The following is a 15,139-nucleotide window of genomic DNA, read 5'->3' on the forward strand; positions in this document are numbered from 1 at the left end:
ATGGGCGGCGGCGACGTCCACCATGGCGACGGCTCGGTGACCCACGAGACCGTGGTCTGCGCGGGGACCTACAGCCCGGGAACCTGCACGGGGTGGCGCGCCGGGGCGGGCCGCGACCTGGTCGCCCGTTGCCGCTACACCGTCACCAACGGCCGGCGGGTCTATCCCAAGGTCGGCTATTTCCGCTGCGACTCGCCCACCGACGACCTGCGCGGCTGTTACGGCGCCTTCAACTGGACGGACCTCGGCCCTACCCCGCCCAACCCCAGGCCCGCACCAAGCCCGCCATCGCCGCCTTCCACCCCGGGCTGAAGAACAGCACCGACACCACCCCCTCGCCGCCCCACAGCAGCGCCGCGCCGAACAGGGTCGCGCGCAGGACGCGGCGGTGCTTGACCAAGTCCCAGGCGATCATGCCGGCCAGCACCAGGGCCGTGCCCCAATAGAAGGTCGCCCAGACCGCCAGCGGGCTGGCCGGCGCGGCGTTGACCAGGTTCGTCGCGATCCGGCCCGGCCCGACATCGGCCAGGGCCAGCGCCGCCAGGACCATGAAGCGGCTGTGGTCGGCGCGGGTCTTGCGCGTCACCACGCCGGCGGTGGTGCAGACCGCGAAGGCGAAGATGTCCTGGAACTCCTCGCCCAGGAACTGGGGGGCGAAATCGGGATGGCCGACCTGGCGCGCCATGTCGACCATGGCGGCGACCACGCCGAACGGGACCATCGCCGCGGCCACCGCGACCGTCCACCATCCGAGCTTGCGGTGCAGCCGGATGTCGCCCGTCTCGGCCAGCACCACCTGGGTCGACACCAGGCCCAGCCACAGCACGCTGAACGCCCCGTGCAGCAGCAGGATCGGCGGCGGCGGCGGCGTCTCGTGCAGGAACCGGGAGATATCCGCCCCGAACCCGAACAGGGCGAAGGTCCAGATCGCCAGGATCCAGACCAGCGTGACCTTGCGGTCCGCCCGCGCGGGCAGCGTGATGGTCGACATGGTTCCCCCGAGCCCCGATCGGCGGCGCAGACGCCGCCAAGCCTGAGGTTAGGCAGGTCTCCATCAGGCGGCAGTGCACATTTTTGACCGCGAGCGCCCGTCCGCTCGGGCTCGGCCCAGGCCCCGGGCAAGGCCGCCCGCCCCTTCCCCGCTGTCATCCCGGTTTCGCCGCAGGCGAAGACCGGGACCCATAGGCTCCGCGCGGCCAGGCAGAACGCCATGCTAGCGCGGAAACTGGGATGACACCGCGTGAGGCCACGCCGCGAAGCGGCTATCAAACCCCGGAAAACACGGACACACGGAAAGACGCCGGAGAGGCGCGTTCGTGACGTTCGTGTGGTTCGTGGACAATCTGGGGACGCCCGAGCGGTCGCCGCCTCGCAAGATAGGTCCACGAACCACACGAACCACACGAACAAGGATCGATTGGCGCTTCGCGCCCTTCCGTGTGGTCCGTGTCTTCCGGGGTTCAAATCCTTGTCTTCCAGGCCCCCAGACCCACCTGCCCAACCACCCTGCCAAGTAGTCCCGCGCCCGGACCACCCGTCGGGGTTGCCAAGCCTGGCCAGGTGTGGCGCACTGGCGGCGCACGCGGGGGGTCTGGCATGGGATCTCGACGGGAGTTTCTGCTCACGGCCGGCGCGGCGGCCCTGTCGGGGTGCGCCACGCCCTGCGCGCCGCCGGCCCTGCCCGGCGCGCCCGACGCCATGACGGCGCTGATCGACGGCCACTGCCACCTGTTCAACGTCACCGACCTGTCGGCGACCCGCTTCCTCAGCTACGTGATCCTCAAGCACTATCCGCCGCTCGAGCAGCCGCGGCCGGCCGCCCGCGCCTTCGCGCTCGCCCCGCCGCAGGACCCGGACTGGGCCGACGACCTGATGGGCGCGGTGCTGGCCCTGGTGGGGGCCGACGCCACGCCCGACGCGGCGACCGAGCGGCGGCTGCTGGAGACCGGCCGGGCCCTGGGGCCGAAGGCGCAGGATCCCGCCGCCATCCGCGAGGCGACCATCCAGCGGGCGGGCCAGCTGCTGGCCAACCAGTCGTTCACTGCGAAATACCCCAAGGGCGAGGCGCACCTGCGCCTGCTGATCCGCCAGGCCGGCTCGCCGCCACAGGCCGGGGCGGAGGCCCCGCCGCACGACCTCGACATGGTGATGAAGGCGCCGCCGACCCCGGACGCCGCGGCGGTCGCGCGCCGCGCGCTCAGCCACGGGACCTCGCGCCAGGTCAAGGCCTCGACCCTGTTCAGCACGCCCGCGCCGATCAAGGGCCAGCAGGCCCTGCCGCCGCCGCTCACCCCGGCCGAGAGCGCCCTCTACCTGCCCGGCCTGATCGACTTCGTGGTGCAGCTCAAGCGCTACCGCCACTGCATCACCGACCAGCTCACCGAGATCCACCGCGACGACGGGCAGAACCCGCTGCTGCTGGCCCCGGCCATGGTGGATTTCGGCCGCTGGCTGCGCCAGGAGCCGCAGAACAGCTTCCTCGACCAGGCCAAGACCTGGAACGTCATCTCGCGGCGCAAGGGCGGCCCGGCGGTGCATGGCTACATCGCCTGGTGCCCGCTGCGCCAGGCGCAGCACAAGCTCGGCGTGCTGGGCAAGTTCAGCAAGATCACCGACGACCCGATGGACGTGGTCAAGGCGGCGCTCACCGAGCACGGCTTCCTGGGCGTGAAGCTCTATCCGCCCATGGGCTTCCGCGCCTCGGACAACGCCAGCCGCAACGCCGTCGACCACCCGATGCCGGTGGGGGTGCTGAACGACTGCTTCGGCGGGACCGGCCCCTTGGCCGACAGCGTGCGCGAACAGCAGACCGGCCACCTCGGCGCCCTGCTCGACGAGGCGCTGAACGACCTGTGGAACACCTGCGTCGAGCTGGGCGCGCCGGTGATGGCGCACGGCGGCAACAGCGTCGCGGCCAACTGCGAGACCGGCGAGCTGGCCGATCCCTACTACTGGCGCAACGTCTTCGACCGCGCCCAGCCGCCGCGGGTGATGCTCGCCCACTTCGGCGGCTTCGCCTACCGCTCGGCCGACCCCCACTCGCCGGACTATAGGCCGCCCAAGGGCGTGGCCTGCACCACCGACGACAGCGCGCCGGCGCCGTTCGCCGACACCTGGGAGGCCTGGCTCGCCAACTACATGACCACGCATGCGGACAGGCCGGTGTTCACCGATCTCTCCTACTTCTCCGAAGTGCTGGCCGGCGGGACGGTGACCCAGGAGATCCGCGACCGCTTCAAGGCCTTCGACACGGCCACCCTGGACCTGCTCAGCCGCCGTCTGGTGTTCGGCACCGACTGGACCATGCTGGCCCGCGAGGACGGCGTTCCGCGCTACAGCACCGCGGTGCGCAACTTCGTCGTCGACATCTTCGGCGCGTCGCGGGCCGACGACATCATGCGCCGCAACTTCCTGACCTACGCCGGCCTCGCGCCCGGCGGGCCGACGTTCCAGCGCATCGCGCGCGTCTACGGCGGCGACCCGGCCCTGATCGCGCGGCTGGAGGCGGCCTGCCGTGCCTGAGAACCCTAACGACTCAGGCGAACCGGGCGAGCCGGCTCAGTTCGCCTTCAGCTTGCAGCCCTGGAACTTCGAAGGGGTTCCCGCCACGGTCACCGTCTTGCCGTCGGTCCAGAACTTCACGGCGCCCTCGGCGAAGGCGACCCCGGTCGGGCTCGGGGTCCGCTTCAGGTCGAATTCCTTGTTGCCGTTGCTGGTGGTGATCTTGGCCTTGGTCGGCGTGTCGGAGTCGTAGGACACCGCGAACGCGGTTCCGGTGCAGACGTAGTAGGCGTCGTTGAAGCTGTTCATCGGCGGCTGCTGGGGCGTGGCCCCCGTGGTCGCATCCGCCGCCAAGGCTCCGGCCGCAAGCACGGCGGCCGCGTCTAACCAGATGGTCATTGCCCGGTTCCTTCCCAAACCGCAGGCGCTCTGCGCGGACCGCCTGTCGGGGCCGCCATCCTACAGCATAACCGCGGTCCGCGAAACGCAGGGCGGGCGGCGCGGAAGCCTGGCGGTGTAGCGCTCCGCGTCTCTTTGTATTATATCACGTCACGATACAAATTCACATTCAACCGAAGGGGTGACCCGTGCGGCCGCGTCTGACTTTCCGCCTGCTGGTTCTGGGCCTCGTTCTGGGCGCGAGCGGCGCACACGCCGCCGCCAAGGACGCCAAGGACGCCGTGCCCTATGGCCAGAACCTGATCTCCGTCGTCACCCACCGTCACACGGACTTCCCGACCGGCAGCTGCGACGTCTGGGCCAACGCCGAGGGCCTGGGCGTGGGCCCGGCCCAGCTCGGCGGCTACCACGGCCTGACCATGAGCATCGACCTGAAGCCGATGGCCAAGGACAGCCCCGAGCCGGTGACCTTCGCCAAGGGCCTGGCGGCCATGAAGGCGCGGTTCCCGACCGCGCCCGACTGGCTGGTCCAGACGCTGCAGAAGAACCAGGCGGCGATCGAGGCGGCCTGCGCCCAGGACCACGACACGCCCTATGTGGTCCACAAGATCGCCGCCGCCGACAAGAAAGCCGGCTGACGGCCTATTTCACCGGCGCCAGCCGCAGGATCTCGCTCGGGGTCTCGTCGGTCATGACGTAGATCAGCCCGTCCGGTCCCTCGCGCACGTCCTTGGTGCGCTTGCAGCGGTCCAGGAGCAGCTTCTCCTCACCGACCACGTGGCCGCCCTTCATCTCCAGGCGGATCAGCTGCATGCCCGACATGCCGCCCATGAAGACGTCGCCCTTCCAGCTCGGGAAGGCCTTGCCGTCGTAGATCGCCAGGCCCGAGGGCGCCACCGACGGCGTCCAGAAGTAGACCGGCTGCTCCATGCCCTCCTGGGCCGTCTTGCCGCCGTTGATCAGCGCCCCGCCGTTCTCGCGGCCATAGCTGATCACCGGGAAGCCATAGTTGCCGCCGGCCTTGATGTGGTTGAGCTCATCGCCGCCGCGCGGTTCGTTCTCGCCGACCCACAGCTCTCCGGTGGCCGGGTCCAGCGCCGCGGCCTGGATGTCGCGGAAGCCCACGGCGTAGAGCGCCGGATTGGCGCCGGGCGTCTTCAGGAACGGGTTGTCCTTGGGGATCGAGCCGTCGGCGGCGATGCGCAGGATCTTGCCGCGCGGGTCGGTCATCGACTGCGGGTTCGGGCCGCCCGACGCCACCTCGCCCGAGGCGATCAGCAGGGTCCCGTCCCTGGCCTGCACCAGCCTGCGCGGGGTCAGCCAGTCGGCCTCGTAGATGGTCTTGGCGTCGGTGAGGCTCTTGCCGTCGGCCGCCAGCTTGGCGCGCATGATGCGGCCCACGAAGGGCTTGCCCTTCTCCGGCGGGGCGGCGGTGTAGCCGTAGTAGAAGGTGCGGTTCCTGGCGAAATCGCGGTCGAGCACCGGGCCGGTGTTGCTGGTGCCCATGACGCCGGCGATGGCTGGCGCGCCAGCCAGCGGCTCGGAGACCTCGCCCTTGGGGCTGACCAGCCGCAGGCCCCCGGCCCGCTGGGAGACCAGGATGTCGCCGTTCGGCAGGAAGGCCATGCCCACCGAGCGGTCCAGCTTGGCCAGCACCTCGACCTTGAAGGCGGCCTTGGACTTGACCTGCGGCGCCTTGGTCTGGTCGGGTCTGAGCGGCTTAGGCGCATAGCCGTCGGCGGCGTTGCGGTTCGCGCCGCACAGCGCGGTGATCCGCGCGTTCTCCGCCGCCGAGCCCGCCACGCCGGCATAGCCCGGCCCCGGCGGATAGGCGTTAGGCGCCCCGCTCGCCGGCTGCGAAACGGCGCCCGCGCCCGGCAGCAGCGCCACCGCCAGCGCCAATCCGACCGCGGTTTGCCCCGTCGTGGCCTTCAATGTGCGAAGCTTGATGGGCATGGCGGCCTCCCCGTTTCCCTGCGCGGAAGGTGTCACAGGCTGGCGCGCCGATCTAGCGATGTTCGGCGGAGCCCTGCGACGCCATGGAAAAGCCGCTCGATGCTTCGAACAACTGTGCGGAGCAGCGCGTCAGGACACCGAGGCTCCATGCCCGTCCGCAAGATCCTCGCCATCCTGGTTCTGGCCGGAGTGCTGCCGCTGGCCGGCTGCATGGTGGCCGAGGTCGCCGCCGCCCCGATCGTCGCCCCGGTGATGGCCGCGGGCATGTTCTTCGGCGACGACCCCGAGCGTTTCCACCGGCCGAAGCTGAGGGCCAACCTGCTCGACAAGCCCGGGGTCTACCGGCTGTTCGCGGCGGATCCACAGACGCCGGCGGCGGTCGTGTCTGTCCACAGGGATCTCGGCGTCCGGTTCGCCGCGGAGGGGTGCGTGCTGGAAGGAACGCTTGATCGCCAGGCGACGCGGAAGGTCCCGTCCGGAACCTGGCCACAAGGGCGTGTCTATCGCGTCACCCAGGCCGAGGGCTATTGCGCCGAGGCGGGCCTCGGCCGCCACATGCTGATGCGGCCCGGATACCAGGCCCTGCAGCGGGTTCAGGCCAAGGACTTCCCTCTTGGGAACAGTTTCGACGTGGCGCTGTGGGCCGATATATGTTGCTCGGACTGGGCGCTGATCCGGCCCTTGCCCGTCCTCACCCGCATCGAGGCGGGTCCGCCAGCCTAGGCCGCGGCTTCCACCGCCCGCCAGCGGAACAGCGAGAGGGGTACGGCGCGGGCCGGGGCGCCCACGGCGGCGGCGACCCAGGCGCGGCCTTCCTCGAAGGCCATGACGCGGTAGATCGGCAGGCCGCCGGCGTCGGCGGAGACCAGGTCGCCGGCCTTGACCGGCTCGGCGGCGGACAGGTCCAGCGGGGTCCAGTCCACGGTGCGGGCGATTGTCATCTCACAAGTCTCGTCGGTCGCCCATGGATGTACGGGCGGTTCGAGGGTGAGGTTGCGCCCATGGCGCTGAGACGAAGCTGAGCCGGCTGTTTAGCTGGCGTTCAGCCGGGCCTAGCGGGCCGCCATCCAGTGCAGGACGAGCTGGACGACGAAGGCCGTGGCGCTGGCGAACAGGCCGAGCAGCAGGACGCGGTAGGCATAGCCCAGCAGGCGGTACTTCTTCAGGGCCAGCACCCGGCCGTTCTGGTAGATGTCGCGGGCGAAGGTCTCGAAGACGGCGCGGTTGTCGCCGAGCCCGGCCAGCAGCGTCTCGATGAACTCCTCTTCCGGCAGCTGGCTGAAGGCGCCGAAGAACAGGATGTTGACCGGGCCGCCGGCCCCGGGCTTCGGCGTCCGCACCGACGGCAGCACCGCCATCACCGCCAGGGTCGCGGCGACGAAGGCGGCGATCCCCATGACCAGCAGCGGCAGGGGCGGCGCGGCCCCGCCCCTGGCCTGGCCCAGCGACAGCGAGAAGATCACGAAGGTGATGGCCAGCACGATGTTGGCCTTGGTGTCGGCCATCTGGCTGAGCTGGTACTGGATGGCCTGGGTGGTGCGCAGCAGCTGCACCGCATCGGGGCCGAAACCGTGGCGCGAGGCCTCACCCGGAACGCTCACCGGGGGCTCGACCGCCCGTCGTGTCCCGTCCGCCATCCGTCCTGCCCCAGGGTCGCGCTCAACGCGTACGGAGCATCATCGAGGCGGGTGAAAGCTTCAGCTGTCAAGAGAACTCACCTTCGCCAACCGACAGTTGAAGCTGGGCGGTGTGCGCCCTTATCATGCATGCGGTTGTGCGGCGGGGGCCGATGCGTAGATTCCTTTTTCTGGCGTTGGCCGCCCTGGGCTGGGCCTGGGCGGCCGCCGCGGCGGCCGCCGATCAACCCGTCTATGCGCCGCCGCCGGCTTGGGTGAAGCCTCTGCCGATCCCCAGGCCCAGCACGGGCGGCGACGGCGGCGCGACCAAGGTCCTCCTGGACGAGAACCAGAGCCGCCTGGCCCCGGAAGGCCAGGACTATTTCACCGAGACCGCCTCCCAGGTGCTGTCGCCGCAGGGGCTGTCCGCGCTCGGCAACCTGCAGCAAACCTGGGACCCGGCCACCGAAACCCTGGTGATTCACAAGCTGCAGATCCTGCGGGACGGCAAGACCATCGATCTCCTGGACGGCGGTCGGAAGTTCACCGTGCTGCGGCGCGAGACCAATCTCGACTGGGCCATGCTGGACGGGCGGCTGACCGCCAACTTCCAGCCCGAAGGCCTGCAGGTCGGCGACGTGCTGGTCTTCGCCTATTCCGTGCTGGTGCGCGATCCCGTGCTCCAGGGCTATTCCACCCACTTCGCGGCCCTGACCTATTCGGGCGTCGCCAGCCGGGTCTATTTCCGCACCCTGTGGCCTAAGAGCCTGCCGATCCGCTGGAAGCAGTCGGAGGGCATGGGGCCGGCCGTCGTCACGAAGTCCGGCCCGCTCACCGAGGTGATCTACGACCAAGCCGACGTCGAGGCGCCGAAGCCGCCGGTGGGCGCGCCGATGCGATTCGCCGACATGGGGATCATTTCCTTCTCCCAGTACCGCGACTGGAAGGAGCTCTCCGGCCTGTTCGCCGCCGACTACGACAAGGCCGCGAACCTGCAGCCGGACTCGCAGGTGGCCGCCGCGGCCGCCAGGATCGCCGCACAGACGAGCGACCCCAAGGCCCGCACCCTGGCGGCGTTGCGCCTGGTGGAGGACCAGGTCCGCTATGTCTTCCTGGGCATGAACGACGGCGGCTATGCGCCGGCCGCGGCCGACGAGACCTGGTCGCGCAAGTTCGGCGACTGCAAGGGCAAGACGGTGCTGCTGGTGGCGCTGTTGCGGCGGCTGGGCGTCGAGGCGGCGCCCGCCCTGGTGAGCACCCAGACCGGCGACGGCATCGACTCGCGCCTGCCCACGGTCGGCTGGTTCGACCATGCCATTGTCCGCGTACGGATCGGCGCCAAGGTCTACTGGCTGGACGGGACACGGTCGGGCGACCGCAGCCTGGACGATCTGATCGTCCCGCCGTTCCACTGGGCGCTGCCGCTGGTCGCCGGCGGAACGGCGCTGGACCGGCTGGAGCCTGCGCCGCTGGAGACGCCCTGGTTCGACCAGAAGGTGACCATCGACGCCACCTCGGGCGTCGCCGCCCCCGCCAAGGGTGAAGTGGTTCTGACCTATCGCGGCGAGAGCGCGGTGCAGGCGCGGGCCGGCCTGGCCTCCATGCCGCGCCCTGACTACGAGCGGAGCCTGCGCGAGAACCTCTCCAAGGCCTTCGCCTGGCTCAACATCGCCACCATCGACATCAAGGACGATCCAACGGCCGGGGTGACCATCACCGCCGCCGGATCCGGCAAGCTGGACTGGGCGGACGACCCCACCGGTTCGAAGTTCCTGCGGGTGACCGGCACCGGCTTCTATGGCCAGGCCCCCAAGCGCCAGCCGGGGCCGCACGACGACGCACCCTACGCGGTCGCCTTCCCGTTCTACAGCCACCAGGCCTGGCGCATCGCCCTGCCCGCCGGCCTCAACTATCTGCTGGTCGGGCCGGACGTGGACCGTAGCGTGGCGGGCCTGGCGCTGAAGCGCACCGCCAAGCTCGAAGGCGGCGTGCTGTCCGTCGAGACTTCCGGACGGGCGCTGGTCCCGGAATACCCGGCGGCCCAGGTGGAGGCCGATGCGGCGGTCCTGCGCCAGATCGGCAACCGCGAGGTGGTGGTGATCATCCCGGCGGCGGCGACGCGGCCGCGCCCGCCCGTGAACACCACCATCCCGTCGCTCGCCGCGCCGTCGGTCACAGCGCCCCGCAACCTCAACGGCGGGTCGGACCCGGCGCTCAAGGCCGCGGTGAAATCCGCGCTCGACCGGACCCAGGCCACCTACCGGGTCAACCAGACCTTCGCCGCCGACAAGGCCGCCGCCGAGGCCGGGGACGCGGCCGCGCAGGTGCGCCTCAGCAAGCGCTACGACCGGGGCGACGGCGTGCCGATCGATACCCAGCTCGCCGCGGACTGGCTGCAGAAGGCGGCGGCCGGCGGCAACGCCGAGGCCCAGATCCAGCTCGGCCAGAACTATGCGAGGGGACGCGGCGTGCCGGCCGATCTGGACCAGTCGCTGGCCTGGTTCCGCAAGGCGGCCGACCAGGGCGACGCCGTGGGTCAGCGCCTGGTGGGCCAGGCCTATCTGAACGGTGAAAGCGTCAAGCAGGACCGCGCGCAGGCGATCGCCTGGCTGGAACGGGCCGCCGCCCAGGGCGACTCCCGCGCCAAGCAGATGCTGGAGGACGCCCGCGCGACCAAGGGCTCCGCCGGCGCGCATTGACGCGCGCGGCGATCTGCATTGCGCTCGGCGCGGGCGCGGCCGGCGAGAACCAATCCGCGACATGATGGCGGTCGAAGCTTCGGGAGAGATGGACATGCGGATTCGGGGATGGGCGGCGGCGGGCCTGGCGGCGCTGGCGATGGCGGGCGCGGCGCAAGCGGCGTCGCCGAAGGACCAGGTCCGGGCCTGGCGCCAGGCGCACGAGAAGGAGATCGTCGGCGACTTCGTGGCCCTGCTGGCCAAGCCCAATGTCGCCACCACCATCGCCGACGTGGACGCCAACGCCGCCTACATCCAGGGCCTGCTGGAGAAGCGCGGCTTCCAGACCAAGCTGCTGCGCGCCGCGCCCGGCACGCCGGCCTCGGTGTTCGCCGAGATGAAGGTCCCCGGCGCAAAGCGGACGGTCACCTTCTACGCCCACTACGACGGCCAGCCGATCAGCCAGAAGGGCTGGATCATCAAGCCCTTCGAGCCGTCGATGCGCACCGCCCTGCCGGACAGCCGGGCTGTCGATTGGAAGGCCGCCGCGAAGCTCGATCCCGACTGGCGGCTGTTCGCCCGCTCGGCCGGGGACGACAAGGGCTCGATCCAGGTGATGCTTTCCGCGCTCGACGCCCTGAAAGCGGCTGGGATCAAGCCCAGCGTCAACATCAAGCTGCTCTACGAGGGCGAGGAGGAGCAGGGCTCGCCCCACTTCGCCAGCCTCGTGGCCCAGAACCTGGAGACCGTGCGCGGCGACCTGTTGATCATGGGCGACGGGCCGATGAGCCAGACCGGCAAGCAGGAGATCAACTTCGGCAACCGCGGGATCACCGGCTTCCGCGCGGTGGTCTATGGCCCGATGAAGCCGCTGCACGACGGCCACTACGGCTCCTGGGCGCCGTCGCCGACGGTGATGATCGCGGGCCTGGTGGCCAGCCTGCGCGACGATCAGGGCAAGATCCTGATCCCCGGCATCTATGACGACGTCAAGCCGGTCTCCGCCGCCGACAAGGCCGCGCTGGCCGCCCTGCCCGACGTGGAGACCGGGCTGAAGCAGGCGCTGGGCCTGGGCCGCAACGTCGGGCCCGCCAGGCTCGCCGACGGCTATATGCGCCCGACGCTCAACGTGCGCGCCATCCACGGCGGCGACGATGGCCCGAACGCCGCCAACGCCATCGCCACCGAAGCCAACGCCAGCTTCGACTTCCGCCTCGACCCCGGCGAGACGCCGGCAAGGGTGCAGAAGCTGACCGAGGCCTACCTGACGAAACAGGGCTGGTTCATCGTGCGCGACACGCCGGACGTGGCCACCCGGATGGCGCATCCGAAAGTGGTGCAGATAAGATGGGACGAGGGCTCGTCGATCGCCACGGAATCGCCGATGGACGGCCCGGCGGCCAGGGCGGTCGCCGCCTCGATCTCGCGTTCGGTGGGCTATCCGGTGCTGAAGCTGCCGTTCTCCGGCGCGAGCTCCGGCATGGCCGAGATCGTCAACCAGCTGAAGGCGCCGATGGTCGGCGTCTCCATCGCCAACTACGACGACAACCAGCACGCCCAGAACGAGAACCTGCGGCTCGGGAACCTCTGGGACGGGATCGAGGTCTACGCCGGCCTGCTCGCCGACCTGGACTGGTAGGCGCCTCGCCTAGAGGTGCGCCAGCGTGCCCTCGAAGATCCAGTCGCTCGGCAGATTGGCCAGGGTGACGTTCAACAGGACCATCTGGCTGCCATTCCCCATGTCGACGACGGTGTTCGCCCCGACCTGGCTCAGGGTGAAGGTCGTTCCCGGGTCCAGCTCCACGCGGTCGCCCTGGGCGTAGTTGAAGTCTGTGATCTGGTCGACGCCGATGTCCTGGCTGCCGTGGAACAGGTCGGCGCCGCGCCCGCCGGTCTCGGTGTCGTTGCCCCGGTCGCCGGAGATATAGTCGTTGCCGGACCCGCCATCGATCACGTCGTCGCCCTGGCCGCCGCGCATCTGGTCGCTGCCCGACCCGCCGTTCAGGGTGTCGTTGCCCAGGTTGCCCCAGACGATGTCGTCGCCGGCGTCGCCGTACTGCAGGTCGTTGTCCTTGCCGCCGACCACCCAGTCGTCGCCCAGGTTCCCGTGCAGGGTGTCGTTGCCCATGTTGCCGTTGATGTCGTCGAAGCCGCCGCCGCCGTTGACGACATCGTCGCCTTCCTCGCCGCGCAGGAAGGTCTGGCTTAGGCCCGTGTCGGCGGTGATGGTGTCGTCGCCCAAGCCGGCCATGATCGTGCCGCCGGCCGTTGTGCCGACCATCACGTCGTTGCCCGCCGTGGACGCCGGCGCCCCGGACTGGACGTCGACCGTGTAGGTCCCGCTGGTCACGTCGAGGAAGGAATTGACCTCGACATAGTAGGTCCCGCTGGCGGTGGGATGGACCACCAGGCGGGCGTCGACCGTCGTATCGTCGGCGTCGTCGTTGGTCGCCACCACGGCGCCCCCGGAATCGTGCAGCGTGAGCTCCGGGTCGTCGAGCGTGCCGCCGCCCGCGGTCTGGCCGGTGACGTTGATGACGTAGTCGGTCCCGGCGTTGAGCTGCACCTTGAACCAGTCGTGGTCGCCGATCGCCTGCAGGTTCCCCTGCAGCGCGGCGTTGACGGTGAGCTGGCCGAACGGATGGGTGGTGTCGGTGAAGCTGTCGGCGAAGTCGTCCGGCCCGCTGCCGGGCGCCGCGCCGCTGGGCGTGAAACCCAGGATATCGAGCACCTGCAGGTCGGTCGCCGAAATGCTGGTGTTGACGCCGCCGCCGCCGGCGCCGAAAGCGTCCTCGAACGTGAGGTCCCAGTCGCCGAGATCCTGGCCGTCGTTGATTCCGCCTGGGCTGAGGGCGTTGTGGAAGATCATGTCCGACAGGTGGGCGCCATCGACGCCGAACACCGACAGCAGGCCGTCCGAGCCGCCGGTGAAATCATGGGCGCCCACGGTGTTGAAGCGGAACAGATCGAGCGGCGAGAAGGCGCCCACGCTGGAGTCGAAGCCGAGGCTCTGGATGCGTCCGAACCCGCCCTCGCTGAGCTCATGTTCTATGGCGCCGACCAGGTCCGAACCGAAGGTCCAGGGCTGGTTGCTGTTGATCATCACCGAGACGTCGTTGGTTCCCGATGGCCCCAGCAGGCCCAGGGCCTCACCTTCGCCTTCGGGGATTTCAAAACCCGCGCCGTTTGACGGGTCGCTCGCCGGCAGGCCGGCCACCGCCAGGTGGTCGTCGGCGGTGGTGGCGTGGGCGGCGAGCGCCGAGGTCAGTTGGGCATAGGTGACCGGGTAGACCGAGAACGCGTTGCTGGCGACGTTGTCCGAGCCCCCGAGGGGGTCGAACTGGAAGGCGACGTTCAGCACCACATTGTCGGTGAAATGGGCCTGGAGGTAGTTCTCCGCGGCGATGATCGCCGTGTGCACCTGGTCGGTGACACCGACGTCATAGGTGTTGTTGAACACGATGCCGCTGCCCGCCAGGGTCACGGACTCAGGACTCAACGGCATGACACACTCCCCCTGGCCGTATTGGGGAGCGGCAACCCCAGGCTGTCAACAGCCGGCCGCAACCCGTGGGCGCTCGTTCAGCGTGGCCGGAAGCGCAGCGGCATCGCCCGCGGGCCGGAGATGAAGTTCGACGGCAACCATTCCGGCGGCGCGGCGAGCTCGAAGTCGCCCATCCGGGTCAGCACCTCGACCAGCATGGCGTCGATCTCGATGCGGGCGATGTGCTGGCCCAGGCAGCCGTGCGGGCCCGTGCCGAAGGCGATGTGCGGATTGGAGTCGCGGGCGAGGTCGAGCGTCTCCGGCCGGTCGAAGGCGGCGGGGTCGCGATTGGCGGCGCCGAAGTACATGACCACCTTGTCGCCTTCGCGGACCTGCCGGCCGGCCAGTTCGACGTCGTGCCTGGCCGTGCGGCGCATGTAGATCACCGGGCTGGTCCAGCGCAGCAGCTCCTCGCGCGCGGCGGGCAGGCGGCCCGGCAGGTCGGCCATCAGCCAGGCGTATTGGTCGGGGTGCTCCATGAGCGCCAGCAGGCCGCCGGACAGCAGGTTGCGGGTGGTGTCGCCGCCGGCGTCGACCAGCAGCAGGAAGAACAACAGGAACTCCATGTCGTCGAGCTTGCGGCCGTCCACCTCGCAGGCCAGCAGCTTGGACGCCAGGTCGTCGCCGGGCCGGGCGCGCTTGTCGGCGATCACGCCTGAGCCGTATTCGAACATCTTCATCACCGCCGCCCCGCCGGCGCCGGGCGGCAGGGCTTCGGGCGCGGTGTGGATGGTCTCGGTCAGCTTGTAGAGCTCGCGCCCGTCGCCCGGCGGCAGGCCCATCAGCTCGGCGATGACGAAACTCGGCATCTCGCCCGCCACCTCGGCGACGAAGTCGCATTCGCCCTTGTCGATCACCGCATCGACGATCTGCTTCGCCAGCGCCTGGATGCGCTCTTCCCGCAGACGGGCGGCCGGCAGGGTGAATTCGGAGCGGATCAGCTTGCGGAACCCGGTGTGCTCCGGCGGGTCCATCATCAGCATCATTTTGTAGGGCCCGAAGCCGGCCGCCTGCTCGGCCGCCGGGTCCTGGATCATGATGGTGGGTTCCGACGAATAGGCCTGGAAGTCGCGATCGACGGCCCAGACGTCGGCGTGGCGGGTCACCGCCCAGAAGCCGCGGCCCTCGCCCGGCTCGTCGTGCCAGCGCACGGGCTCGTTCTCGCGCAGCCAGCGATACTGGTCGTGGGGCTGGCCGGCGGCGAAGCTGGACGGCGACAGCAGATCGATCTTCACCGGTTCCTCCTACTTGCTGATCCGCGTCAGCTCGAACTCGGCCACCCCGGCCTCTCCGCGCAGGTGGCCGGCGAGCGCCTCGAACGCGGCCTCCGAGACCGCCACCACATTGCCGCTGAACTCTATCACCGCCCCGTCATGGGTGAGCGCGTAGCTGGCGTCGCGCATGGTCACGCCGAGGCTCCCCAGCCGCGCCTGCAGCGCGGCCCG

14 protein-coding genes are annotated in these 15,139 nt (G+C 70.1%); 6 read left to right on the top strand and 8 right to left on the bottom strand.

The window, feature by feature from the left end:
- Positions 1-312 (top strand): hypothetical protein (locus VGL85_RS13975; RefSeq protein ID WP_331589563.1); only part of this gene is annotated, 312 nt, incomplete at its 5' end.
- Here VGL85_RS13975 and VGL85_RS13980 read toward each other — a convergent pair.
- The gene (locus VGL85_RS13980) at positions 251-991 is read right to left on the bottom strand and encodes a hypothetical protein (RefSeq protein WP_331589564.1); all 741 of its coding nucleotides are present in this window, start codon (positions 989-991) and stop codon (positions 251-253) included. The genes VGL85_RS13975 and VGL85_RS13980 overlap by 62 nt on opposite strands.
- 605 nt (positions 992-1,596) lie before the next feature.
- Between VGL85_RS13980 and VGL85_RS13985 the strand changes: the two genes are divergently transcribed.
- Positions 1,597-3,522, top strand: a complete 1,926-nt coding sequence (locus VGL85_RS13985) for a hypothetical protein (RefSeq protein WP_331589565.1) — start codon at positions 1,597-1,599, stop codon at positions 3,520-3,522.
- A 36-nt stretch (positions 3,523-3,558) separates the two neighbouring features.
- On the opposite strand, the gene VGL85_RS13990 is transcribed toward VGL85_RS13985, so the two are convergent.
- Complete coding sequence (locus tag VGL85_RS13990) at positions 3,559-3,900, bottom strand: MliC family protein (RefSeq protein WP_331589566.1); 342 nt, start codon at positions 3,898-3,900, stop codon at positions 3,559-3,561.
- 188 nt (positions 3,901-4,088) lie between these two features.
- On the opposite strand from VGL85_RS13990, the gene VGL85_RS13995 reads away from it, so the two are divergent.
- Positions 4,089-4,538: a hypothetical protein gene (locus tag VGL85_RS13995; protein WP_331589567.1), complete on the top strand. Its 450-nt coding sequence runs from the start codon at positions 4,089-4,091 to the stop codon at positions 4,536-4,538.
- Positions 4,539-4,542: 4 nt separating this feature from the next.
- Here the strand turns inward: VGL85_RS13995 and VGL85_RS14000 are convergent, their stop codons facing one another.
- The gene (locus VGL85_RS14000; RefSeq protein ID WP_331589568.1) at positions 4,543-5,856 is read right to left on the bottom strand and encodes a PQQ-dependent sugar dehydrogenase; all 1,314 of its coding nucleotides are present in this window, start codon (positions 5,854-5,856) and stop codon (positions 4,543-4,545) included.
- Between the two features lie 147 nt (positions 5,857-6,003).
- On the opposite strand from VGL85_RS14000, the gene VGL85_RS14005 reads away from it, so the two are divergent.
- On the top strand, positions 6,004-6,579 hold the full coding sequence (locus VGL85_RS14005) for a hypothetical protein (RefSeq protein WP_331589569.1): 576 nt from the start codon (positions 6,004-6,006) through the stop codon (positions 6,577-6,579).
- Here the strand turns inward: VGL85_RS14005 and VGL85_RS14010 are convergent.
- Together VGL85_RS14010 and VGL85_RS14015 are read right to left on the bottom strand one after the other, a co-directional pair.
- Positions 6,576-6,797, bottom strand: coding sequence for a hypothetical protein (locus tag VGL85_RS14010; RefSeq protein ID WP_331589570.1), 222 nt, complete (start codon positions 6,795-6,797; stop codon positions 6,576-6,578). The genes VGL85_RS14005 and VGL85_RS14010 overlap by 4 nt on opposite strands.
- Positions 6,798-6,908: 111 nt before the next feature.
- Positions 6,909-7,457: a Pycsar system effector family protein gene (locus tag VGL85_RS14015; protein ID WP_331589571.1), complete on the bottom strand. Its 549-nt coding sequence runs from the start codon at positions 7,455-7,457 to the stop codon at positions 6,909-6,911.
- A 188-nt stretch (positions 7,458-7,645) separates the two neighbouring features.
- Here VGL85_RS14015 and VGL85_RS14020 point away from each other — a divergent pair, with 188 nt between their 5' ends.
- Entirely contained in the window at positions 7,646-10,171 is a 2,526-nt protein-coding gene (locus VGL85_RS14020; RefSeq protein ID WP_331589572.1) for a DUF3857 domain-containing protein, read from the top strand.
- 94 nt (positions 10,172-10,265) lie between these two features.
- A complete protein-coding gene (locus tag VGL85_RS14025; protein WP_331589573.1) occupies positions 10,266-11,789 on the top strand; it encodes a M20/M25/M40 family metallo-hydrolase in 1,524 nt (507 codons plus the stop codon).
- A gap of 9 nt (positions 11,790-11,798) precedes the next feature.
- On the opposite strand, the gene VGL85_RS14030 is transcribed toward VGL85_RS14025, so the two are convergent.
- From VGL85_RS14030 to VGL85_RS14040, 3 genes are all read right to left on the bottom strand, one after another.
- Complete coding sequence (locus tag VGL85_RS14030) at positions 11,799-13,655, bottom strand: NF038122 family metalloprotease (protein ID WP_331589574.1); 1,857 nt, start codon at positions 13,653-13,655, stop codon at positions 11,799-11,801.
- Between the two features lie 77 nt (positions 13,656-13,732).
- The gene (locus VGL85_RS14035) at positions 13,733-14,929 is read right to left on the bottom strand and encodes a cytochrome P450 (RefSeq protein ID WP_331589575.1); all 1,197 of its coding nucleotides are present in this window, start codon (positions 14,927-14,929) and stop codon (positions 13,733-13,735) included.
- A 9-nt stretch (positions 14,930-14,938) separates the two neighbouring features.
- A partial coding sequence (locus VGL85_RS14040; protein ID WP_331589577.1) for a hypothetical protein occupies positions 14,939-15,139 on the bottom strand: 201 nt, incomplete at its 5' end.

Source organism: Phenylobacterium sp., assembly GCF_036501465.1.
GTDB lineage: Bacteria > Pseudomonadota > Alphaproteobacteria > Caulobacterales > Caulobacteraceae > Phenylobacterium.